Raw genomic sequence first — 21,692 nt, forward strand, 5'->3', positions numbered from 1 at the left:
AAAACTAAAACTTAATCAAGCAGAAATAAGCAAAGTTATAATTTCACTAAAAACATAACTATGATAGAAATTTTATTAAAAAATAAAAAATTTAACAAAGCTCGAAGTGTTGATGAACTTTCACCAGCCAGTTTAGATTTTCATGTTTTGCAATTTCTTGATTATAGTGATTACGAAATAAAGTGGCTGGAGAAAAATTACGGTCTTGATTTTTCCATCATGAAGCATTATGAAGATATTGAAATTAGTTCTCACTTTTTAGAAAATGAAAATCAGGCATCTTTCCACTTTTCATTCCCTTTTTTTAATCAAAATAAAAAAATAACCGAAGAACCAATATTTATCATCATTTCTGAATCGGGTCTGTTTTTATTTACTAATTCTAAGCTCGATCATTCTTTGAATAAAATGTATTTGAATAAGTTTAAATCTTTGCGGGAATTGGTAGAAACAAAAGACATTTTAGAATTTCAGTTTGGTTTTATATCTGACTATTTTGCAGATATAACTGAAAATTTAGCCCGAAAAATAAAAATACTTGCTAATACAATTCTAATCGAAAAGAAATTTTCCAATTATGAAATGGACAGTATAACTGATTACAATTTCAGCAATATGTTAGTAAAAGAGCTGTTGATAGAAACCACAAGAGTTTATAGATTGTATCTTAAAAGTAATTGGGAGAAAAAAATGGATCTAAAAGAAAAAATCAGAGCAGACTTAAACGATCTTGCCGTTGTATCTGATTATATTCAATTTAATTTTGATCGTCTAGATGATTTGAAAGAGAACATTTCCAGTAAAATTGACTTAGAGCAAAATCATATTTTCAAAATGCTTACCGTTGTAACAGTATGTATTTCACTGCCAACACTTATAGCAGGAGTCTACGGAATGAATTTTGAACAAATGCCTGAACTCCGAAATTCATACGGATATCCAATAGCATTAATTGCAATGCTTTGTTCCGCAATCCTTCCTTTTATTTATTTTAAAAGAAAAAAGTGGCTGTAATTTCTCAAACCTTTTTTATCTTATCCGAATCTTAACCTCTCACATTTGTTAAATTATCTGGGAAATAAGAATCAGACAAATGCGCAAATTCATCACCACGCATAAAGATATTGATATCTACTTCGCCATAACTGTTTTTTCCGGCTGCTGCCAAAAGTTCGTTCGCAGCGTGTAACGTATTTTTATGAAAATGATATACTCTCTCGGATTTATCAGTTACAACTAATCCTTTCATCAGCATTTTGTTTTGAGTAGCAACTCCTGTCGGACACTCGTTATTATTGCATCGCAAAGCCTGAATACATCCCAGCGAAAACATAAATCCACGAGCCGAATTACACATGTCAGCTCCTAAGGCAATAGCACGTAAAATAGAATAACCAGAAATGATTTTCCCGCTGCTGATGATTCTTATTTTCTCACGGATTCCTAAACGGACTAACGTTTTGTTTACAAAAATAAGTGCCGGTTCAAAAGGCATTCCCACTCCGTCTGCAAATTCAAGCGGTGCAGCTCCTGTTCCTCCTTCGGCACCATCGACTGTGATAAAATCTGGATAACAATTTAGATGAATCATTTCATTACAGAGATCTTCAAATTCGGAGGTTTCACCAATACATAATTTAAAACCAATTGGTTTTCCATTTGATAATTCACGTAAATGGGCAATGAATTCAACCAATTCTTTGGCATTTTGAAAAGCACTGTGACTTGGCGGAGAGAGAATCGTTGTATGTGGTTCAACTCCTCTTATTTTTGCAATCTGTTCTGTGTTTTTTTGCGCAGGAAGAACACCTCCATGACCTGGTTTTGCGCCCTGCGATAATTTAATTTCAATCATTTTTACCGAATCAAGATTGGCTTTTTCTGCAAATTTATCGGCATCAAAACCGCCTTCAGCATTACGGCACCCAAAGTAACCTGTACCAATCTGCCAAGTAATATCAGCGCCATTTTGATGGAACTGGGTCAATCCGCCTTCGCCGGTGTTATGATAAAAATTTCCTTTTTGCGCGCCTTTATTTAGTGCGACAATTGCATTTTCGCTCAAAGATCCAAAACTCATAGCAGAAATATTAAACAAGGAAGCAGAATACGGCTGCCTGCAGTCTGGTCCTCCCACAAGAACTCTTGGCAATTCATGATTGACAGATGCTGGGAACATAGAATGTTTAATTCCTTCATAACTCGACTGATTTAAAACCAGCTGTGTTCCAAAGGGAGAAGTTGCATCAATATTTTTAGCTCTTTGGTACACTAAAGAACGCTGATTTCTTGAAAATGGTTTCCCATCGGTAGTGCGTTCTATGAAATACTGCTGAATCTCGGGAGCAATCATTTCAAATAGATAACGAAAATAGCCCAGGACAGGAAAGTTTCTTAAAATAGCATGTTTTTCCTGAATGGTATTGTAAAAACCAACAAGAATAAGAATTATCATTATTGCCGAAAAAACAAATCCCGTTTTCAGAAAATAATTAAAACCGAAAGAAATTAGTAACAATGCAATACTGATGATGAATAATTGTTTTCTCATTATGAAACGATATAAAGTTAATTATGCTTTTATTCTAAATACAACTCAATACTAAGCTAGTAAACGTTTTAGCTCCTTGCATAACAGAAGGATGAAAAAAATTAATCAGAGAAAATTATGTATAACGCAATCTTACAAATACATGTTTAATTCCTTTTTTATCAGATTCTCTTTCGTCAATTTCAAGAATATCTGTCATTGATTTGAGCATTGGTGTCAGTTTTGAAAAGCCATAGTTTCTCGGGTCAAATTCGGGTTTTTTCTTTACAATTAAATTCCCGACATCACCAAGAAAAGCCCATCCGTCATCATCCCCGATTGCATCGAGGGTATCCTCGATAAGTTCGATAGTTTCAGCGTTGATTTTATTAGGCGCTTCCTTGCCTGCAGGTTTTTTAGATTCGGTGACAGTTGCAGGTTTTGGTGTTTTCGCTGGGGCACTAGTGGTTTTTCGGGTCTTTTTGATGGCACCGTCTAAAACTTCTATAAAAATAAATCGGTCACAGGCGCTGATAAAAGGTTTAGGCGTTTTTTGCTCACCAATGCCAATCACTTTCATTCCCGATTCTCTTAAACGTATAGCTAATCTCGTGAAATCGCTGTCACTGGAAACAATACAGAAACCATCCAGTTTTCCAGAATACAATAAATCCATCGCATCAATAATCAAAGCAGAATCAGAAGAATTTTTTCCAACCGTGTAACTGTACTGCTGAATAGGTGTTATAGCGTGTTCTAATAAAACTGATTTCCAGCCGTTAGCATTTGGCTTAGTCCAATCGGCATAAATACGCTTTGTAGTGGGAGTTCCAAACTTAGCGATTTCCTCCATCATTCCCTTTACATTACTGTAAGGAACATTATCGGCATCAATAAGTACGGCGAGTTTTAGTTCTTTGGTATTTTGTGACATGTATTTTGAAAGTGAAATGATTATTCAAATATACAGGATTATTATGAAAGCATAAAAGTTAAATATTTATCACAGAGATACAGAAAAAGAACAGACATTTTTCATTCAAAAAGAGATTTAACCTTAGGCGATTCTTCGCCTTTTTCGGTCAAATATAAAGCTGCCCCATCTGCTTCTAAAAAATTCAGTATTACAGTCAAAACTGTCCCGTCTTTTTTATCATACATAATTGTAAAAATCCCTACATCGGATTTACTTCCTAAATTCTGATTATGTTTTTTAAAATCAGTTTTATATTCAACAAAATAAAAATTGTTATCTGCATCATAGAATTCTTTCTTAAACTCAATATAATATTTACTTTCGACATTATCCTGACTATTTTTCTTTAGAAGAATCCCTTCTTTTAGATCAAAATTAAAATCATTTTTCTCTAACGAAAATTCTTGTGGCGGTATACTTTTATATATAGTCTGCACAAAAACTGTCTGCGAGTGCAGCTGATTAAAAAAAAGTACGATAAATAGATATAATAATTGCTTCATGTAATGTTCTGGAATTCCGTTTTGTTTTGAACTTATAAACGTTTCGGTGTATGGAGTAAATAAAAAATTAGCAGATAATTGTTTTAGGCCGGACGAAAATAAGAAATAAAAATTGATAATTTAAAATATAGAAATCAAGAACTAACTGTTTCCTCTCTCATGTAAATAATTTGTCAGTATGCTTCTTCTGAAAACCAAAAACTTATGTAAGCAATGATAGCTTATTATAGAAAACAGCTGCCCTAGCCCTGATGGAAATGGAAAGCCTCGATGGAATAAACCTATTTTTTCCTGTTGCGGCAGAGCGACCAGCGGAAGCTCCTGCCGTAACAATAGAAAAAAAGGTTTATGACGGAGAGCTTGTAATGTACAGCAGGAGACTGCTCCTGAATATTTGCAATGCCATTTCAATAAAAAATAATTTTACATAAAAGATGCTAATACATTATAAATAATTATTTTTGCAACTTCTTAAAATTAATAGTAGTACATATATATAACATGGTAAAAGATTTATTCGAAAGAATTCAAAACAATAAAGGACCATTAGGAAAATGGGCTTCTCAAGCAGAAGGTTATTTTGTGTTTCCAAAACTAGAAGGAGACTTGGGACCGAGAATGAAATTTCAAGGAAAAGAGGTTTTAAACTGGAGTTTGAATGACTATTTGGGTCTTGCAAACCACCCAGAAGTACGCAAAGCGGATTCCGATGCTGCAATCGAGTTTGGCGCTGCTGCCCCAATGGGAGCACGTATGATGAGCGGTCACACAAAATATCACGAACAGTTAGAAAATGAATTGGCTGCTTTTGTAATGAAAGAATCTGCTTATTTATTAAATTTTGGTTACCAGGGAATGGTGTCTATTATCGATGCTTTGGTTACCCGAAATGATGTGATAGTATATGATGTGGATGGTCATGCCTGTATTATTGACGGTGTTCGTCTGCATAGCGGAAAACGTTTTACATACAAACACAATGATATCGAAAGTATGGAGAAAAACCTGCAGCGTGCTACTAAAATAGCTACAGAAACTGGAGGAGGAATTCTTTTTATTACCGAAGGTGTTTTTGGAATGCGCGGTCAGCAAGGGAAACTGAAAGAAATTGTAGAGATGAAAAAGAAATACAATTTCCGCCTTTTGGTTGATGATGCACACGGTTTTGGAACTCTTGGTAAAACAGGTGCCGGAGCTGGTGAAGAGCAGGGCTGTCAGGACGGAATTGATGTTTACTTTTCTACGTTTGCAAAATCGATGGCTAATATTGGTGCTTTTGTAGCTGCTGATAAAGACATCATAGATTATTTGAAATACAATTTACGCTCGCAGATGTTTGCAAAAGCACTGCCGATGATCCAGACAATCGGTTCATTGAAACGTTTGCAGTTATTACGCGATAACCCAGGATTGAAAGATAAATTATGGGAAAATGTAAATACTTTACAGAGTGGATTGAGAAGCAAAGGATTTAACATTGGAGATACCAACACCTGCGTTACACCTGTTTATCTAGAAGGAAGTGTGCCAGAAGCAATGGTTATGGTAAATGACTTAAGAGAAAATTACGGTATTTTTCTGTCGATTGTAATTTATCCAGTGATTCCAAAAGGAATGATTTTATTACGAGTTATTCCTACTGCTTCACACACACTGGAAGATATTGCTGAAACACTAACTTCTTTTGAAGCAATCCGTGAGAAACTGGTAAACGGAACATACAAAGAAATTGCCAGCAGAACCACTGTTGATTTAGACGCTTAATTATTAGCCTCTTTTTATAATATAGAAAATCCATCGGTCGAAAGGCTGATGGATTTTTTTTGGGGCTGCATTTTACTGCATTTCATGAAGTTTAGCGTCACTGTACACAAGAAAAACTACGGTTAAAAAGCTTTATTTTTCTAAATCGGAAGATTTCCACCTCCATCCTGCCGTCTGGACACAAGTATACTATATGCTCAGTTTTTTAGATCTGTCCAAACTGTGGGTCACTTCTCTTGGTTCTGAAAGGAGAAGACAGTTTTTACTGCTGTCGTTTATGTTTTGTTTAATATAAATTGTTTTTATCTAAAAAGAGGTATTTAATCACTGCATTATTGGTTGTTTATACCTCTATTACAGGTGGTTTTCACCTCTATTATTGGTCTTTAACACCACTATTATAGGTGGTTTCTACCTCTATTATTGGTCTTTAACACCTCTACTATTGGTTCTTTCACCTCTATTAGTGGTGTTTAATACCTCTACTATTGGTTTTTTCTACCTCTACTATTAGTGTTTAACACCTCTTTATGAGCATTTAATAATAAACAGGAATTACATGACTGGACTGTGACAGCCAAAAAAAAAACCGTCTCTCTGCATTGAAAAGAGACGATCATTTACTAGTGTCATGAAATTGTTAAAATCCGTTGAATCGGTGTCATCTATGTTCTATTTTTCAGATGTGTCCAAACGGCAGGCTTCTATCAGAGCTATTGTACAGCTTTACATTTTCATAAATGCCTGTACAAACAATGTGTAAAATTCTGTACTTTTATGATTTTAAAATAAAAATGAAAAAATGAAAAAAGTATTTCTTTCACTGCTGTTACTGCTTTCTGCAATATCTGTCTCTGCTCAAAAAACAGAATACACCACTGTTACCAACATTCCATATTATAGCAGCGCCATTGCCAATACCGATGCTTACATCAAAGAGCGCTGTGTTCTCGATATTTATTACCCAAAAAACACCAAAGGATTTGCGACTGTAGTTTGGTTTCACGGAGGCGGATTATCCGGTGGAAGCAAAGAACTTCCCGAAGGTCTTAAGGACAAAGGCTTTTGTGTGGTTTCAGTAAATTACAGATTGACGCCCAAAGCAAAAGCGCAAAAATGTATCGAAGATGCTGCCGCGGCAGTAGCCTGGACATTTAAGAATATAGCAGCTTACGGAGGTGATAATTCACTGATTATAGTTTCGGGACATTCGGCTGGTGCATACTTGTCGTTAATGGTAGGACTGGATAAAAAATGGCTTAAAGCAGAAGGCATAGACGCCAATTCTATTGCGGGATTGATTCCGTTAAGCTCACAGACCATAACACATTTTGCTATTCGAAACGAAAGAGGAATTCCCGAAACACAGCCAATTGTCGATGAGTTTGCACCGCTGTATCACGTTCGTCCTGATGCGCCCCCTTTATTATTAATTACTGGCGACAGAGAACTAGAAATGCTGGGGCGCTATGAGGAAAATGCTTATATGATGCGGATGATGAAAATTGCCGGCCACAAACAAACAACTCTCTATGAACTGCAGGGGTTTGGACACGGCATGACTGAACCAGCCTTCCCGCTGGTTGTCAAAGAAATCCAAAGAATAACCGCTTTAAAAAAGAAATAAAAAATGATTCCACATTTATTGATTATACCTGGACTTGGTGATTCGGGCGAAAAACACTGGCAGAGCTTTTGGCTGCAAAAATTCCCAAATTCGACCAAAGTTATACAAGATAATTGGGATGAACCACAGCTTCATGAATGGCTTTCCCGACTGGATGAAAACATTCAGCAGATAAAGGAACCAACTATTTTAGTCGCTCATAGTCTTGCTGTTTCTCTTGTTATGCATTGGATTTCCCAAAACAGTAATCCAAACATCATTGGTGCTTTGCTAGTAGCTCCTGCCGATGTAAATTCACCAGAACATACTCCTGATTTTTTAAGGCATTTTTCGCCAATTCCGATACAGACTGTTCCTTTTCCAACAATGGTAATTGGAACAGAAAATGATACTTACATGACGCTAAAAAGAGCCGAAGAATTAGCCGGCCATTGGGGAAGTGATTTTATAAATATCGGCAGGCAAGGACATATCAACTCGGATTCAGACCTTGGATATTGGGAAGAAGGTCAGGGATTTTTACAGCAATTAATTACAAAAATAAACAAATAACAAAATGGCAAATCCAATAGTATCTGCAGCTTGGCTTCAAGAACATTTAAATGATTCAAATCTAATTATACTAGAAGCCCGATTAGAAAGCAATCAATCAAATCTGGAAAATAAAAATCCTGATTTACAGATAAAAGGTGCTCGTTTATTTGATATCAAAAATAAATTCAGCGATACCAGCAATCCTCTTCCAAATACGTTTCCTTCCGAAGAGCAGTTTACGGCCGAAAGCCAAAAGTTAGGCATTAATAAAGACAGTATTATTGTTGTGTATGACACTTTGGGTATTTATTCGAGCCCAAGAGTCTGGTGGATGTTCAAAGCAATGGGGCATCCCGATGTTTATGTATTGGACGGAGGTCTGCCGGAATGGATTAAGGAAGGTTTCGAAACAGAAAACCAAAACCAGACTGCTTCTTACGCTAAAGGAAATTTCGAAGCTAAACTACAGCCTGAATTTATCAAAAACAAAGAACAGATTCTGGAAAATATTACAACCAAGGAAGCAGTACTGATGGATGCCAGATCAACCGACCGATTTTATGCCACACTTGAAGAACCAAGAGCCGGACTAAGAAGCGGACATATTCCCGGTTCTATTAATGTTCCTTTCACTGAACTGCAGCGGGACGGAAAATTCAAAACCACAGACGAATTAAAAGAAATCCTAAACCTTGGCGATCAGCCTTTGCTTTTTACCTGCGGTTCCGGGATTACAGCCTGTATTGTTTTATTGGCTGCCGAATTAATTTCGGATAATCCAAAAGCAGTTTATGATGGTTCCTGGACGGAATGGGGCCCGAGTGATCTGCCAATTGAGAAGTAAATATAATACTACAGTAATCCTAATTCAGCTTGAAAAGCAGTACAGTTCTTACTGCTTTTCAGCCTTCAGATTAATTTCAAAAGAAATCTATGAGGATACTTGGCTGAGAATTAGTTATTTACCTCTATAACAGTATTTTTTTTCGTATTCCGGATTTTAATAGATTTATATTTCCAGGTTTTTCCTGTCCTGTCTGCCGTTATATCCATTTTTCCTTTTTCTTTCTCTCCAAAAACTCTAACAGTTACAGCAACACTATTGTTATCATTATAATAGACGGTACTGCCTTCTAAAATAGCGAGTTTATCAATCTGCTCTAGTTTTCCAAAATTCTGTAAAACCTCCTTATTTTTATTTGCTTTATCAATTGCATTCTGACAAAGCAGCGGATCTGCGTAGGCTTGCCCAAAATTAATGATATCCCCAGCAAAATTTGAAATTACAAGTAGTATTAAACCTGCAACAATAATTCCGGTAATCCAAAACCATTTTTTTGTCCAAAAACTCTTTTCTGCAATTATATCATCATTCATTTTTTTGCTAATTATTTTGTGACTTTGTCTTTCTTTTTCTTTTAGAGAATATAAATTTACTACCCAATTCTCAATCCGTTTTCTATTTTGAAATCGGGGGCTAATAAAATCACATCTCCCTCCTCGCCCACTGCACCAAGTACTAAACATTCACTCATAAATTTTCCGATTTGCTTCTTGGGAAAATTGACTACGGCGACAATCTGTCTTCCAGTTAAAACTTCTTTGGAATATCTTTTGGTAATTTGTGCCGATGTTTTACGGATTCCGATGATGTCTCCAAAATCGATTGTGAGCTGAAAAGCAGGCTTTCGGGCTTCGGGAAAATCATTGACTTCAATTATTGTCCCTACCAGCATTTCTACCCTTTCAAATTCTGACCATTCTAAATTCATAATTTATTTTTAAAACATTTTAAAATCTTAAAACAAGATCCTGATTTTTCGGTTATATATTTATTTTTCAAATACAAAAGAAGCTTTCCCTTAAGTCAATTACCAAAATCTGACTTAGCTTTTGTCATTCATCTTTTTTGTCCATAATATATTCCGATTCAATTTCAAGCTTATCTTTTTCATTCTGTTTTATTTTTAATCTTAATATATATTTTCCACTTTCAATCTTATTATTTCCAATATGATCAATTGGGAAACAAATTTGATGATTCCAAAAATTTTCTGCAAAGAGTTTCTTCCTGAATACTGTTAAATCATAACAATTGTCTTTCCACAAGCCTTTAATTTTCTTTATTTCACTATAACTTTTTGGCTTAATATTTTTGAATTCTGTCTCTTGACCATTATAGTTCAATTTAAGTTTTTCTATTTTGAATTTACTATTATTATAGATTCTCAACTCAAGATTTTCTTCTGATTTATTTGCACTAATGAGTAAAAAACATATCAAAATAATAAGTAGATTTTTCATTGCAGTAGTTTTGAAAATGAGTAATAATCTATCGATACACCGGATGAACCTCAGGCTTTTCTTTTCTCAAATATATTTAAAATATCCTAAACATCGCTAAGTGTAACCAATATCCCGTTACTAGCAATACACTTTTCGAATGGCAAAATTTCAATAACACTCTGATAGCTGCGAAAACCTCCCGACTAGAAATCGAGGTTTTTTTAACCATAGATTGACTTTATCGGGAATTGTAACGGATGACAGAAACCTGTCCAAAAAAAAAAATGACATCTTTCGGATGTCATTTTTATGTATTGTGGTAGATAAAATTACTTTACTAAGAGTCCTGCGTTTTTTAAATAAGGTTCAATCTGCATATCATGACCAATTAACTCTTGGAACGCTTTATTTAAATCGACACTATTCCCTACGGACAGTATATATTTTTTGAATCGCTCGCAGTTTTCTCTAGTCATTCCGCCATTGGCCTGCATCCAGTCGAAAACATTATAATCTAACGTTTTGGACCAAGTGTATGCATAATAGCCTGCTGAATACCCGCCTCCCCAAATGTGTGCAAAATAAGGAGTGTGATAACGGGTAGGAACTTCGTTAACTAATAATCCGTATTTTTCTAAAGCTTCTTTCTCGAAAATCAAAGCTGGTTTAAAATCAGATTCTTTTTCGACACTGTGCCAAGCCATATCAAGAGTTGATGCTGCCAAAATTTCAGTAACATCATAACCTTTGTTGAAAGTTTCGGATTTTTTAATTTTATCAATTAACTCTTGTGGAATAGGCTGTTTGGTTTGGTAATGAATCGCGTAGTTTTTTAAAACTGCCGGATCTAACGCTGCATGCTCATTAATTTGAGACGGAAATTCTACAAAATCCCTTGGTACAGAAGTCCCGGACAACGAAACATATTCCTGGTTAGCGAACAATCCATGCAATGTATGTCCAAATTCATGGAACATAGTAGTTACATCATCAAAACTAATTAAAGATGGGTTTCCGTCTACTGGTTTAGAGAAATTATAAACGTTAACAATTACTGGTTTTTGCTTTAAATAATGTGATTGGTTAACCACATTATTCATCCAAGCGCCTCCATTTTTATTGTCACGGGTATAGAAATCCAAATAGTAAATAGCGATAGAGGTACCTTTTTCATCAAAAACTTCATATACTTTTACATCTGGATTGTAAACTGGTAAATCTTTATGCTCCTTAAAAGTGATGCCGTACATTTGTTTAGCTGCAAAAAACACTCCGTTTTCCAGCACGCTGGTTATTTCAAAATAAGGCTTAATCTGGCTTTCATTCAAATCGTATTTGGCTTTACGAACCTGCTCTGCATAGAAATTCCAGTCCCAAGCTTCCAATTTGAAACCGCCATTTTGAGCATCTATTAAATCTTGAATTTCTTTGGCTTCAGCTTTGGCTTTGGTAACAGCCGGAGCAGCAATTTTCGCTAGTAAATCCATTGCTGGCTGCGGTGTTTTTGCCATTTGATCTTGTAACTTCCACTCGGCAAAACTTTTCTTGCCCATCAGGTTCGCTTTTTGCAAACGCAGTCTTGCTAATTTTTCCAGTGTCTCACGTGTATCGCCTTCATCACTTTTTTCGGCACGATACCAAGATGATTTGAATATTTTTTCTCTTGAAGCACGGTTTTTTAAACTAACTAATAAAGGCTGCTGCGTTGTATTCAATAATCCAATTAAATATTTATTCTCATAGCCTGCTTCTTTTGCTTTTTGTTTAGCTGCTTCAATTTCAGCATCGCTTAATCCATCTAAATCAGAAGCATTATCGAATAAAACAGCTCCGTTTTTTCTAGCCAATAATAATTTGTTTCCAAAAAGCGTGCTTAAAGTCGCTAACTCTTCATTGATTTTCTTCATCTTTTCCTTATCAGCATCAGATAAATTAGCTCCGGCCAATTCAAATTGCTGCAGATAATACTCTGTCAATCTTTTGTCTTCTCCTTTCAATTTACTCAAATCAAGTGCTTTGATACGTTTGTATAATTTACTGTTCAGGTAAATTTTATCAGAGTGACCAGAGAAAATAGGGGCATATTCGGCCTCAATCGCTTGTAAAACGGGATTGGTATTAGAACCTGCCAGGTTATAAAATATACCTGTGGCTCTGCTCAAAACTTCTCCTGAAGTTTCTAACGCCAAAACTGTGTTTTGAAAGGTTGGTTTAGCAGGATTATTAGCAATAGCTTCAACCTCCTGAACATTAATTTTCAAACCATAATCAAATGCAGGTTTAAAATGTTCGTCTTTAATAGCACTAAAATCAGGAGCCTGATATTGTAAAGTACTTTTTTGCAATAATGGATTTTTCATTTTTTCGGTATTGTTCTGAGCATTTATATTTTGCATCTGCAGCAAAAAAATAAACGCCAATAAATTGAAAACAAATGTTTTACAAAAAATTCGCATGTTAAATATTTTTAAATTAGTAAGTTATAAAATTAACAAAAAAAATCATTTTATATAGTAAAATCACAGTTAATACTAAATGCTTTTGTTCTTTTCCTACATTCCTTAATTACAAAGGCAAATGCATCAGTTTAAAAAATAACTTCCAATTCGCAGATTTACTTTTTAGATAACTTGATTTTGTAATAATTAAGAAATTGATATGCATTAATTACAGTGAAAGCAGTTAATCTCGTAAAATGGATTTTATAAAAAGCAGGCAGATCTGCAGCAAAAAAAATCCTGCTTCTGCCCTGCTTAATTTACAGCAAGACATGCAAAAAAATTTTATATTTGTTGAAATGGAGCAAATTAATATCGAAACATATTGACCACCATTTGAGACAATTGGCGTTTAGTATAACCCCCATTAAAAACTCGTTTATGAGTATTATTAGACACAAACATTATTTCTTATCATATTCCGAAGAACACGAACAAGCGGAGTGGACTGCTTATTATCTGAAAGCACAATCCAAACAGCAGCATCACTATGAACGCCCTTATTTTAAACAGGATCCTTTGATAGATACCGAATCGGCACATTGGAAAAACTACAAAGACACCGGTTATGACAAAGGACATTTGGTTCCTGCTTTTGACATGAAATTTTCTAGTGATGCATATGCCGAAACTTTTTATACTTCGAATGTCTCGCCACAAAATAGAGAATTTAATGCCGGGATTTGGAATCGGCTGGAGCAAAAAGTGAGATATTGGGCTGATAAATATTCAGCTCTCTTTATAGTAACGGGAAGCATTTTGCATAACAACTTACTGACTATTGGAGTGGAAAAAGTTTCAGTACCTGACTATTTTTTTAAAATAATAGTTCGGGTTCAAAACGACTCGTTAGTTATGATACCATTTTTAATTCCCAATGCAAAATCAGATGCTTCACTTTATAAATTCGCTACTACCATCGAACAGATCGAGCAGATCACAGGAATTGATTTCAACCAAAAACTAACAGAAAAAATTGAAGAAAAAATTAAAAAAGAATTAAGCTATAAAGAATGGAGTTTTAGTTAAGCTTTTTTAACCGCTAAATTCGCAAAGTATTACGCAAGGTTCGCTAAGCTTTATTTTAAATTTCTCGCAGATACGCTATGGTGCAAACCTTTGTTTTCTTTGCGTAATACTTTGCGAACCTTGCGCTTAAATTCCTCTTGTGGTTAAACTCCTTTTATTTGTACCTTTGCCGTTCCTAAAAAGTCAAAATGAGAATTGATATTATAACCGTATTACCTGAATTGTTACGAAGTCCTTTTGAAGCTTCAATTATGAAACGTGCCATAGATAAAGGTTTGGTAGAAGTTCATTTTCATAATTTAAGAGATTACACAACCAATAAACAAAAAAGTGTAGACGATTATCCTTTTGGAGGCGGTGCCGGTATGGTTATGACAGTTCAGCCGATAGATGCCTGTATCACTCATTTGAAAAGTGAAAGAACCTACGACGAAATCATTTATATGTCTCCTGACGGTGAAACGCTGAACCAAAAAATGGCCAATACTATGTCGATGTATGAAAACATTATCATTTTATGCGGACATTATAAAGGAGTAGATCAGCGCGTGCGCGATCATTTTATAACCAAAGAAATTTCGATAGGTGATTATGTCCTTTCCGGAGGAGAACTAGGAGCACTTGTTCTATCTGATGCTTTAATCCGATTAATTCCTGGAGTATTAAGTGACGAAACATCTGCGCTGACAGACAGCTTTCAAGACGGTTTGCTATCAGGTCCAATTTACACCCGGCCAGCAGATTACAAAGGCTGGAAAGTTCCAGATGTACTGTTGAGCGGTCATTTTGCAAAAATTGACAAATGGAGAGAAGATACTGCCTACGAACACACTAAAAATAGAAGACCTGACTTACTAAACGATTAATTTTTATATTTTTTTATACTTTAAAATGAATAAAAACGTTCATTTTAAATAACTCTAAAGTATAAAATTATGAAAAAGATAATCATCAAAGTATTTTTAATCGCAGCGTTTCTAAGCTCGTCAATTTCTTTTGCCCAAGGAATAAATAAAACATCCTTATTGAATGAACTTAATAAAACTTATGGCGTTGCATTAAGTTCAGATGAAAAAACACAATACGAAAATGCTAACAGCACATTAGTATTGGAATTGTTCAATCTGGAACAAAAGAACTTATCAAAAGAAGCACGCGATAAAGAAATCAATAAGATATTTGATAAACGAGATAAAACTTTGACCACTTCATTGGGTATAAATAAATACAGTGATATTAAATCACAGACGGGCGAGAAAACTGCGCAGACTATTCAAAAAATCAAAGACGCAAAAATGACTCCGTAAATCATTTTTAAACAATTAATTACACAAAGAGTTTATAGAAATAGAAGCTCTTTTTTATTACTATAATTAAATAAACTATTGCTTTAAAATAATTCATATTTCATATTTCACAATTCATAATTATTTTTTACATTTGCACCCTCATTAGACCAACCTCTGGCGAAAACCGTGAATGTTGCTCTTTTTAAACCATAAAATAAAATAAAATGGCAGATTTATTGAAATTCGTACAAGACGAATTCGTAACAAGAAAAGATTTCCCTGTATTTGGAGCTGGAGACACAATCACAGTTTTCTACGAAATTAAAGAGGGTGAAAAAACAAGAACACAGTTTTTTAAAGGTGTTGTTATTCAAAGAAGAGGATCTGGAAACACTGAAACTTTTACAATCCGTAAAATGTCAGGAGCAATTGGAGTTGAGCGTATCTTCCCAGTTAACTTACCAGCTTTGCAAAAAATTGAAATCAACAAGAAAGGTGCTGTACGTAGAGCTAGAATTTTCTACTTCAGACAGCTTACTGGTAAAAAAGCTAAAATTAGAGATAAAAGAAGATAGTTCACTACACTTCTTTACTAATAAAAAAGTCCCAGTTCGATACAAATCGAATTTGGGGCTTTTTTTTGATAATTTTTAGGGGTGAAAAATCATAATTTGAAAATCAAAAGGGGGTAAAAATATCAAATTAAGAATATCACAGAATAGGCATTTTATATTATTTTTTTATATAAATTTTAAAACACTATTCCAACATCATTTCATATCTTTGCCCGCCTTATCTCAATCGTTATACTTGCTAATAAGGCTAGTTATAAACTTATGATTTAGATCAAAAAAATAAAAAAAATGACATCAAAAGCTAAAATTTTTTACACATTAACAGACGAGGCTCCTTTATTGGCAACCTACTCTTTTCTACCAATCGTTCAGGCATTTACAGCTACTTCTAATATCGAAATAGAAACAAGAGATATTTCTCTTGCGGGCAGAATCTTATCCAACTTTCCTGAATTTTTAAAAGAAGATCAAAAAACAGTTGATGCTTTATCTGAACTTGGAAAATTAGCTACTTTACCTGAAGCTAATATTATAAAATTACCAAACGTTTCTGCATCGGTACCACAATTAAAAGCTGCTATCGCTGAATTACAGTCACATGGTTATGCAGTGCCAAATTTCCCAGAAGACCCGCAAAACGATTCTGAAAAAGAAATTAAGGCAAAATATTCTAAAGTTTTAGGTTCTGCCGTAAACCCAGTTTTACGTGAAGGAAACTCTGACCGCAGAGCTCCAAGAGCTGTAAAGAATTTTGCAAAAGCAAATCCTCATTCTATGGGAGCTTGGTCTTCAGCTTCTAAAACAAAAGTAGCTTCTATGTCAAAAGGTGACTTTTACGGAAGTGAAAAATCAGTTACCCTTGCAGAAGCAAATGATGCTAAAATCGAGTTTGTTGCAAAAGACGGTACAGTAACTGTATTAAAAGCAAGCACTCCTTTGAAAGCTGGTGAAATCATTGACAGTTCAGTATTGAATATCGCAGCTTTAAAATCATTTGTTGCTGAAACTATTGCTGATGCTAAAAAAGAAGGCGTTTTACTTTCTGTACACTTGAAAGCAACAATGATGAAGGTTTCTGACCCAATCATTTTTGGCGCTATTGTAGAAGTATATTTTGCAGCTGTTTTCGAAAAATATGCAGCATTATTTACTGATCTTGGTATTGATACCAAAAATGGTTTAGGTGATGTATATGCTAAAATAGCTGGAAAACCAGAACAAGCAGAAGTAGAAGCTGCTATCGATAACGCTATTGCAAATGGTCCAGCATTGGCTATGGTAAATTCTGAAAAAGGAATTACCAACCTACACGTTCCTTCTGACGTAATTGTTGATGCTTCTATGCCGGCAATGATTCGTACATCTGGACAAATGTGGGATAAAGACGGGAAACAACAAGATACTTTTGCTGTTATTCCAGACAGATGTTATGCTGGCGTTTATACAGCTACTATCGATTTTTGTAAAAAACATGGCGCTTTTGATCCAACTACAATGGGAAGTGTTCCAAACGTAGGTTTAATGGCTCAAAAAGCAGAAGAATACGGATCTCATGATAAAACTTTCCAAATGAAAGCCGAGGGTATTGTTCGTGTTGTTGACCAAAACGGAAACGTATTAATGGAACAAGCAGTTGAAGCTAATGACATTTTCAGAATGTGTCAGGCTAAAGATGCTCCAATTCAGGACTGGGTAAAACTTGCTGTAAACAGAGCGCGTTTATCTAATACTCCAGCGGTTTTTTGGTTAGACGAAAACAGAGCTCACGATAGAGAATTAATCGTAAAAGTTCAGAAATATTTAAAAGATTACGATACATCAGCATTAGATATCCGTATTCTTAATCCAGTTGCTGCAACTGAATTTACTTTAGAAAGAATCATCAAAGGTTTAGATACTATTTCGGTAACAGGAAACGTATTACGTGACTACTTAACTGATTTATTCCCGATTCTTGAAGTTGGAACTTCTGCAAAAATGTTATCAATCGTTCCGTTAATGAACGGTGGCGGTTTGTTCGAAACTGGTGCAGGCGGATCTGCTCCAAAACACGTTGAGCAATTTATCGAAGAAGGATATTTACGTTGGGATTCACTTGGTGAATTCTTAGCTTTAGGAGCGTCATTAGAGCATTTAGGACAGACATTAAACAATTCAAAAGCAATTGTTTTATCAGAAACTTTAGATGAGGCAAATGATAAATTCTTAGCTACTGATAAATCTCCAGCTCGTAAAGTTGGACAAATTGATAATAGAGGTTCTCACTTTTATTTAGCTTTCTATTGGGCACAAGCTTTGGCTGCTCAAACAAAAGATGCTGAATTAAAAGCGATCTTCACTCCTATTGCTGCTGAATTTGAAGCAAATGAAGCAAAAATCAACAGTGAATTAATTGGAGCACAAGGAAAACCGCAGAATATAGGTGGTTATTATCAGCCAAATCCTGAATTAGTAAGCAGTGCCATGCGTCCAAGCACAACTTTCAATACTATTTTAGATAAAATTACAGCATTGAAAACTGCTTAATTTATTCTAGTTTATATATTTAAAAAAGACAGTCCGAAAGGGCTGTCTTTTTTTTGGCCTATAATTTATTCTTCTGCTGAAATCAAATTTAAGATAATTATTTTTTATAAATAAGCGAACATTCATTTATAATTAATACTTTTGCTTCATTCAAAACAAAAAAACATGCGGACCAGAGACACTAACAAAGAAGAGATTGTTAAACAAAAAGCCATCGAAATGCTAGTAAAATTAGGCATTGAAGGCTTTGGCATGAACCGATTAGCGAAAGAATCCGGAGTATCTGTAGCAACTTTATATATCTATTATGCAGATAAAGAAGATTTGATTAAGAAAATTGGTATTGAGATTGGCCAGACTTTCTTCAACGAAATGATCCAGCATTTCTCGCCTACAATGCCATTTAAAGAAGGATTACGTAAACAATGGGAAAACAGAGCACGCTTCACTATAGAAAATCCTTTGAGCGTGGCCTGCTGGGAACTTTTGAGCCATTCGAGCTATCGTGAAAGCATTTTAGAAAAAAGCATTATTGATTTCAAAACAGTGATGAGTACTTTTTTAAATAATGCTATTGAGAAAAAAGAACTAGTCTGCATGCCCAAAGAGGTTTTTTGGAGTATTGCTTACGGTCCTTTATACACTTTGTTACGTTTTCATAATGAAGGAAAAAACATGGCAGGAACTCCTTTCAAACTAACAAAGGAAGCTACTGATGAAGCGTTTGAACTAGTAATAAAAGCACTAACTCCTTAAAAAATTAATGAATCATGAAAAACCATTTAGAAAACATATTGGTTTTTGCAACCAATATAAAAACCGAAAATGATAAGCAAAAAATAACTAACACCTTGAATAAACATTCTGAAATAAAACAATGGAATGTGGATCAAGAGGATATTGATTGTGTTTTGCGCATTGTAACCAACACTTTGTCCGAAGAACATATAATCCACCTAATTAAACAGCACGATTTTGACTGTGCTGCATTAGATTAAAAAAACAAAAATGAAACAAAAAAATACTCAGGAAGTTCCGTTTACCTCCTATCAAAAATTAGCTGTTTTTTTACTAGCTATTACTCAATTTACCGTAATTCTAGATTTCATGGTAATGTCTCCTCTGGGCGACATCTTAATGAAAACACTAAGCTTGAAACCTGCAAGTTTTGGCTTAGTAGTTTCAGCATATGCTTTCAGCGCAGGTATTTCAGGTCTTTTAACAGCCGGATTTGCTGATAAATTTGATCGAAAAAAATTACTGCTATTCTTTTACATTGGATTTATTTTAGGAACGATTTTATGCGGAATAGTAACTAACTATCATTTATTAGTAGCAGCACGAATAATCACAGGACTTTTCGGCGGTGTTATTGGATCAATATCCATGGCTATTGTTGCGGATTTATTTACACTACAGCAACGCGGACGTGTTATGGGATTTATCCAGATGGCATTTGGCGCAAGCCAGATTTTGGGAATACCAATCGGATTATACCTTGCAAATGCTTGGGGATGGCATGCTCCATTTATTTGGGTTGCTGCTATGGCAGGAATCATCGCTTTGATTATAGCTGTCAAACTAAAACCTATTACAAAGCATCTTGAGGTACAATCAGACAAATCTGCATTTAAGCATTTAATACATACCATAGCAAAAAAAGACTACCGAATAGGATTTACAGCCACTGCTTTACTTTCTATAGGAGGCTTTATGATGATGCCTTTTGGGAGTGCTTTCGCTATAAATAATTTACATATTACTGAAAATGAACTACCTATGGTATTTATGATTTCTGGTATTGCCATATTATTAATTATGCCGCTTATTGGAAAATTAAGCGACAGAATAGATAAATACAAAATATTCGTATTTGGCTCTTTATGGACAATTGTAATGGTTGCTATTTATACAAATCTTGGCGTAACGCCATTTGTACTTGTAGCCGTTTTCAATGTACTTATGATGATGGGAATTATGGGGCGCATGGTGCCATCAACAGCATTAGTAACAGCAATTCCAGAAATGCAGGACAGAGGTGCATTTATGAGTATTAATTCCTCACTACAGCAAATAGCGGGCGGTATAGCGGCAGCTTTTGCCGGCACCATTGTTGTGCAAAAAGACAAATTTAGTCCCATAGAACATTACGATACGCTGGGAATAATAATTATCTGCATTTCAATAATATCAACACTGCTAATGTATCGAGTGGATAAACTTGGAAAAAAGAAAGCTAAAGAAAAAACTGAAGATTCAGCCACAGCAGTTCACGAAATGTAATCTCATAAGATAATCAAAAGTAAATTTTAGATACAAATTAAACCTTTTAACATTGAGCGTATCAAATGATTAACTAACCACAAAAAACACATCTTATGAAATTATTTTTACACATCATCTTTCTCGTATTTCTTGCCACTTCATGTTCCAATAACGATTCTGAATCTACAGCACCGCCATATATAGATGATGATTTGGAGGGGCCTATTTCCCGACCGCTGAGCGGATACGGTGCCGACGGACAATATACCGTTGCAAAGGTCTCATTTCCCAGTCCGCTGTATAGTGGAAAAAATGTTACTGTTTTTTACCCAAAAGAAATAAGTACAGCAAGACCAACAATCTTTTATTCTCATCCGTATGGCGGAGAAGAAAGCAGTTATAACATTGGGCTATATGAATTCATTGCAAAAAAAGGATATGCTGTTGTTTTCGCTCCTTACCCAACAACAGGTGCTACAATAGATGAACGTTATAATACTTTATGGGAAAGTTTCAAGAAAGCTGTTACTAATTACCCAAATATAATTGACACTTCGAAAGTAGGTTTTATGGGGCATTCATTTGGAGGCGGAGCTTCATTTGCGTTGGCTCACAGAGGATTTATTGATGAAGGCTGGGGAGAAAACGGGCGTTTTATTTTTACCATGGCACAATGGTACGCTCACCAAATTACAGATGAAGATTTAAAAAATTTTCCAGCCAACACAAAACTAATCACTCAAGTTTATGATGATGATGTAACCAATGACCATCGATTAGCTATTGATATCTACAAAAATATTACTATTCCGAATTCGGAAAAAGATTTTATTTTAATTAAAAAAAGTGTTCTGCCAACTTACACCTATACAGCCGAACATACTTTACCAAACACACAATCTGCTTACGATACTTACGATTATTACGGTATTTACCGATTACTAGATGCGCTTATTGATTATAGTTTTAATGGTAACTCTTCAGCCAAAAATGTTGCTTTAGGAAACGGTTCTGCTGAACAAGTTACAATGCCAAGTTACAACGGACAAGCACTATCACCATTAGAAGTTACAGACAATCCTGTAGCAGCGTATCCGCAAAGTAAATATCAATTCCAATGCAGCTCTGTTAACAATCCCCGCATTGGAAATTGTAAATAACAAGCAAATTCCTAATACATTTATCTGGAACCAATCTTCCAAAACATGCTTTTGGGAGGATGGTTTTGTAAATTAACGAATATTTAAAGTTCTTCTTAACGATAGATTAACACTCCTTAAGTACGAATTT

General features: G+C 34.9%; 22 protein-coding genes. 15 read left to right on the forward strand and 7 right to left on the reverse strand.

Annotation, left to right across the window (positions count from 1 at the left end; genetic code table 11):
* The first annotated feature begins 60 nt into the window (after positions 1–60).
* Positions 61–1,014, forward strand: coding sequence for a CorA family divalent cation transporter (locus C8P67_RS02055; protein WP_115809848.1), 954 nt, complete (start codon positions 61–63; stop codon positions 1,012–1,014).
* 31 nt (positions 1,015–1,045) lie between these two features.
* On the opposite strand, the gene C8P67_RS02060 is transcribed toward C8P67_RS02055, so the two are convergent.
* From C8P67_RS02060 to C8P67_RS02070, 3 genes are all read right to left on the reverse strand, one after another.
* A complete protein-coding gene (locus C8P67_RS02060) occupies positions 1,046–2,551 on the reverse strand; it encodes an FMN-binding glutamate synthase family protein (RefSeq protein ID WP_115809850.1) in 1,506 nt (501 codons plus the stop codon).
* Positions 2,552–2,666: 115 nt separating this feature from the next.
* The gene (locus C8P67_RS02065; RefSeq protein ID WP_115809852.1) at positions 2,667–3,464 is read right to left on the reverse strand and encodes an NYN domain-containing protein; all 798 of its coding nucleotides are present in this window, start codon (positions 3,462–3,464) and stop codon (positions 2,667–2,669) included.
* A gap of 101 nt (positions 3,465–3,565) precedes the next feature.
* Positions 3,566–4,009, reverse strand: a complete 444-nt coding sequence (locus tag C8P67_RS02070) for a hypothetical protein (protein ID WP_115809854.1) — start codon at positions 4,007–4,009, stop codon at positions 3,566–3,568.
* A gap of 257 nt (positions 4,010–4,266) precedes the next feature.
* On the opposite strand from C8P67_RS02070, the gene C8P67_RS22030 reads away from it, so the two are divergent.
* The 5 genes from C8P67_RS22030 (at position 4,267) to C8P67_RS02095 (ending at position 8,778) form a co-directional block, all read left to right on the forward strand.
* On the forward strand, positions 4,267–4,440 hold the full coding sequence (locus tag C8P67_RS22030; protein WP_170141391.1) for a hypothetical protein: 174 nt from the start codon (positions 4,267–4,269) through the stop codon (positions 4,438–4,440).
* A 70-nt stretch (positions 4,441–4,510) separates the two neighbouring features.
* Positions 4,511–5,773, forward strand: a complete 1,263-nt coding sequence (locus tag C8P67_RS02080) for an aminotransferase class I/II-fold pyridoxal phosphate-dependent enzyme (RefSeq protein WP_115809858.1) — start codon at positions 4,511–4,513, stop codon at positions 5,771–5,773.
* 802 nt (positions 5,774–6,575) lie between these two features.
* Positions 6,576–7,400: an alpha/beta hydrolase gene (locus tag C8P67_RS02085; protein WP_115809860.1), complete on the forward strand. Its 825-nt coding sequence runs from the start codon at positions 6,576–6,578 to the stop codon at positions 7,398–7,400.
* 3 nt (positions 7,401–7,403) lie between these two features.
* Positions 7,404–7,952, forward strand: coding sequence for an RBBP9/YdeN family alpha/beta hydrolase (locus tag C8P67_RS02090; protein ID WP_115809862.1), 549 nt, complete (start codon positions 7,404–7,406; stop codon positions 7,950–7,952).
* Positions 7,953–7,956: 4 nt separating this feature from the next.
* Positions 7,957–8,778 (forward strand): sulfurtransferase, encoded by an 822-nt coding sequence (locus C8P67_RS02095; protein ID WP_115809864.1) that lies wholly within the window; start codon positions 7,957–7,959, stop codon positions 8,776–8,778.
* Between the two features lie 110 nt (positions 8,779–8,888).
* Here the strand turns inward: C8P67_RS02095 and C8P67_RS02100 are convergent, their stop codons facing one another.
* The 4 genes from C8P67_RS02100 to C8P67_RS02115 form a co-directional block, all read right to left on the reverse strand.
* Positions 8,889–9,311: a cytochrome c oxidase assembly factor Coa1 family protein gene (locus tag C8P67_RS02100; protein WP_170141392.1), complete on the reverse strand. Its 423-nt coding sequence runs from the start codon at positions 9,309–9,311 to the stop codon at positions 8,889–8,891.
* Between the two features lie 59 nt (positions 9,312–9,370).
* A complete protein-coding gene (locus C8P67_RS02105; protein ID WP_115809868.1) occupies positions 9,371–9,706 on the reverse strand; it encodes a tRNA-binding protein in 336 nt (111 codons plus the stop codon).
* A 124-nt stretch (positions 9,707–9,830) separates the two neighbouring features.
* Positions 9,831–10,238 carry a hypothetical protein gene (locus tag C8P67_RS02110; protein WP_115809870.1) on the reverse strand — a complete coding sequence of 136 codons (408 nt, stop codon included), beginning with the start codon at positions 10,236–10,238 and terminating at the stop codon, positions 9,831–9,833.
* 311 nt (positions 10,239–10,549) lie between these two features.
* The gene (locus C8P67_RS02115) at positions 10,550–12,616 is read right to left on the reverse strand and encodes a M3 family metallopeptidase (protein ID WP_394338635.1); all 2,067 of its coding nucleotides are present in this window, start codon (positions 12,614–12,616) and stop codon (positions 10,550–10,552) included.
* A gap of 483 nt (positions 12,617–13,099) precedes the next feature.
* On the opposite strand from C8P67_RS02115, the gene C8P67_RS02120 reads away from it, so the two are divergent.
* The 9 genes from C8P67_RS02120 (at position 13,100) to C8P67_RS02160 (ending at position 21,562) form a co-directional block, all read left to right on the forward strand.
* Positions 13,100–13,747 (forward strand): DNA/RNA non-specific endonuclease, encoded by a 648-nt coding sequence (locus C8P67_RS02120; protein ID WP_115809874.1) that lies wholly within the window; start codon positions 13,100–13,102, stop codon positions 13,745–13,747.
* 188 nt (positions 13,748–13,935) lie between these two features.
* Complete coding sequence (gene trmD / locus C8P67_RS02125; RefSeq protein ID WP_115809876.1) at positions 13,936–14,613, forward strand: tRNA (guanosine(37)-N1)-methyltransferase TrmD; 678 nt, start codon at positions 13,936–13,938, stop codon at positions 14,611–14,613.
* 69 nt (positions 14,614–14,682) lie between these two features.
* Positions 14,683–15,054 carry a hypothetical protein gene (locus tag C8P67_RS02130; protein WP_115809878.1) on the forward strand — a complete coding sequence of 124 codons (372 nt, stop codon included), beginning with the start codon at positions 14,683–14,685 and terminating at the stop codon, positions 15,052–15,054.
* Positions 15,055–15,260: 206 nt separating this feature from the next.
* Complete coding sequence (rplS, locus tag C8P67_RS02135; RefSeq protein ID WP_115809880.1) at positions 15,261–15,611, forward strand: 50S ribosomal protein L19; 351 nt, start codon at positions 15,261–15,263, stop codon at positions 15,609–15,611.
* 288 nt (positions 15,612–15,899) lie between these two features.
* Entirely contained in the window at positions 15,900–18,137 is a 2,238-nt protein-coding gene (locus C8P67_RS02140) for an NADP-dependent isocitrate dehydrogenase (RefSeq protein WP_115809882.1), read from the forward strand.
* 165 nt (positions 18,138–18,302) lie between these two features.
* Complete coding sequence (locus C8P67_RS02145) at positions 18,303–18,893, forward strand: TetR/AcrR family transcriptional regulator (RefSeq protein WP_115809884.1); 591 nt, start codon at positions 18,303–18,305, stop codon at positions 18,891–18,893.
* A gap of 14 nt (positions 18,894–18,907) precedes the next feature.
* On the forward strand, positions 18,908–19,135 hold the full coding sequence (locus tag C8P67_RS02150) for a hypothetical protein (protein ID WP_115809886.1): 228 nt from the start codon (positions 18,908–18,910) through the stop codon (positions 19,133–19,135).
* Positions 19,136–19,145: 10 nt separating this feature from the next.
* Positions 19,146–20,420 carry an MFS transporter gene (locus C8P67_RS02155; RefSeq protein ID WP_115809888.1) on the forward strand — a complete coding sequence of 425 codons (1,275 nt, stop codon included), beginning with the start codon at positions 19,146–19,148 and terminating at the stop codon, positions 20,418–20,420.
* Between the two features lie 95 nt (positions 20,421–20,515).
* The gene (locus C8P67_RS02160; protein ID WP_115809890.1) at positions 20,516–21,562 is read left to right on the forward strand and encodes an alpha/beta hydrolase; all 1,047 of its coding nucleotides are present in this window, start codon (positions 20,516–20,518) and stop codon (positions 21,560–21,562) included.
* Positions 21,563–21,692: the final 130 nt, after the last annotated feature.

This window comes from Flavobacterium aquicola (assembly GCF_003385115.1).
GTDB lineage: Bacteria > Bacteroidota > Bacteroidia > Flavobacteriales > Flavobacteriaceae > Flavobacterium > Flavobacterium aquicola.

Bases quoted from the DNA above. Each gene is read 5' to 3' on its own strand.
- C8P67_RS02055 (WP_115809848.1), top strand. From the start codon at position 61: ATGATAGAAATTTTATTAAAAAATAAAAAATTTAACAAAGCTCGAAGT.
- C8P67_RS02060 (WP_115809850.1), bottom strand. From the start codon at position 2,551: ATGAGAAAACAATTATTCATCATCAGTATTGCATTGTTACTAATTTCT.
- C8P67_RS02065 (WP_115809852.1), bottom strand. From the start codon at position 3,464: ATGTCACAAAATACCAAAGAACTAAAACTCGCCGTACTTATTGATGCC.
- C8P67_RS02070 (WP_115809854.1), bottom strand. From the start codon at position 4,009: ATGAAGCAATTATTATATCTATTTATCGTACTTTTTTTTAATCAGCTG.
- C8P67_RS22030 (WP_170141391.1), top strand. From the start codon at position 4,267: ATGGAAAGCCTCGATGGAATAAACCTATTTTTTCCTGTTGCGGCAGAG.
- C8P67_RS02080 (WP_115809858.1), top strand. From the start codon at position 4,511: ATGGTAAAAGATTTATTCGAAAGAATTCAAAACAATAAAGGACCATTA.
- C8P67_RS02085 (WP_115809860.1), top strand. From the start codon at position 6,576: ATGAAAAAAGTATTTCTTTCACTGCTGTTACTGCTTTCTGCAATATCT.
- C8P67_RS02090 (WP_115809862.1), top strand. From the start codon at position 7,404: ATGATTCCACATTTATTGATTATACCTGGACTTGGTGATTCGGGCGAA.
- C8P67_RS02095 (WP_115809864.1), top strand. From the start codon at position 7,957: ATGGCAAATCCAATAGTATCTGCAGCTTGGCTTCAAGAACATTTAAAT.
- C8P67_RS02100 (WP_170141392.1), bottom strand. From the start codon at position 9,311: ATGAATGATGATATAATTGCAGAAAAGAGTTTTTGGACAAAAAAATGG.
- C8P67_RS02105 (WP_115809868.1), bottom strand. From the start codon at position 9,706: ATGAATTTAGAATGGTCAGAATTTGAAAGGGTAGAAATGCTGGTAGGG.
- C8P67_RS02110 (WP_115809870.1), bottom strand. From the start codon at position 10,238: ATGAAAAATCTACTTATTATTTTGATATGTTTTTTACTCATTAGTGCA.
- C8P67_RS02115 (WP_394338635.1), bottom strand. From the start codon at position 12,616: ATGCAAAATATAAATGCTCAGAACAATACCGAAAAAATGAAAAATCCA.
- C8P67_RS02120 (WP_115809874.1), top strand. From the start codon at position 13,100: ATGAGTATTATTAGACACAAACATTATTTCTTATCATATTCCGAAGAA.
- trmD (WP_115809876.1), top strand. From the start codon at position 13,936: ATGAGAATTGATATTATAACCGTATTACCTGAATTGTTACGAAGTCCT.
- C8P67_RS02130 (WP_115809878.1), top strand. From the start codon at position 14,683: ATGAAAAAGATAATCATCAAAGTATTTTTAATCGCAGCGTTTCTAAGC.
- rplS (WP_115809880.1), top strand. From the start codon at position 15,261: ATGGCAGATTTATTGAAATTCGTACAAGACGAATTCGTAACAAGAAAA.
- C8P67_RS02140 (WP_115809882.1), top strand. From the start codon at position 15,900: ATGACATCAAAAGCTAAAATTTTTTACACATTAACAGACGAGGCTCCT.
- C8P67_RS02145 (WP_115809884.1), top strand. From the start codon at position 18,303: ATGCGGACCAGAGACACTAACAAAGAAGAGATTGTTAAACAAAAAGCC.
- C8P67_RS02150 (WP_115809886.1), top strand. From the start codon at position 18,908: ATGAAAAACCATTTAGAAAACATATTGGTTTTTGCAACCAATATAAAA.
- C8P67_RS02155 (WP_115809888.1), top strand. From the start codon at position 19,146: ATGAAACAAAAAAATACTCAGGAAGTTCCGTTTACCTCCTATCAAAAA.
- C8P67_RS02160 (WP_115809890.1), top strand. From the start codon at position 20,516: ATGAAATTATTTTTACACATCATCTTTCTCGTATTTCTTGCCACTTCA.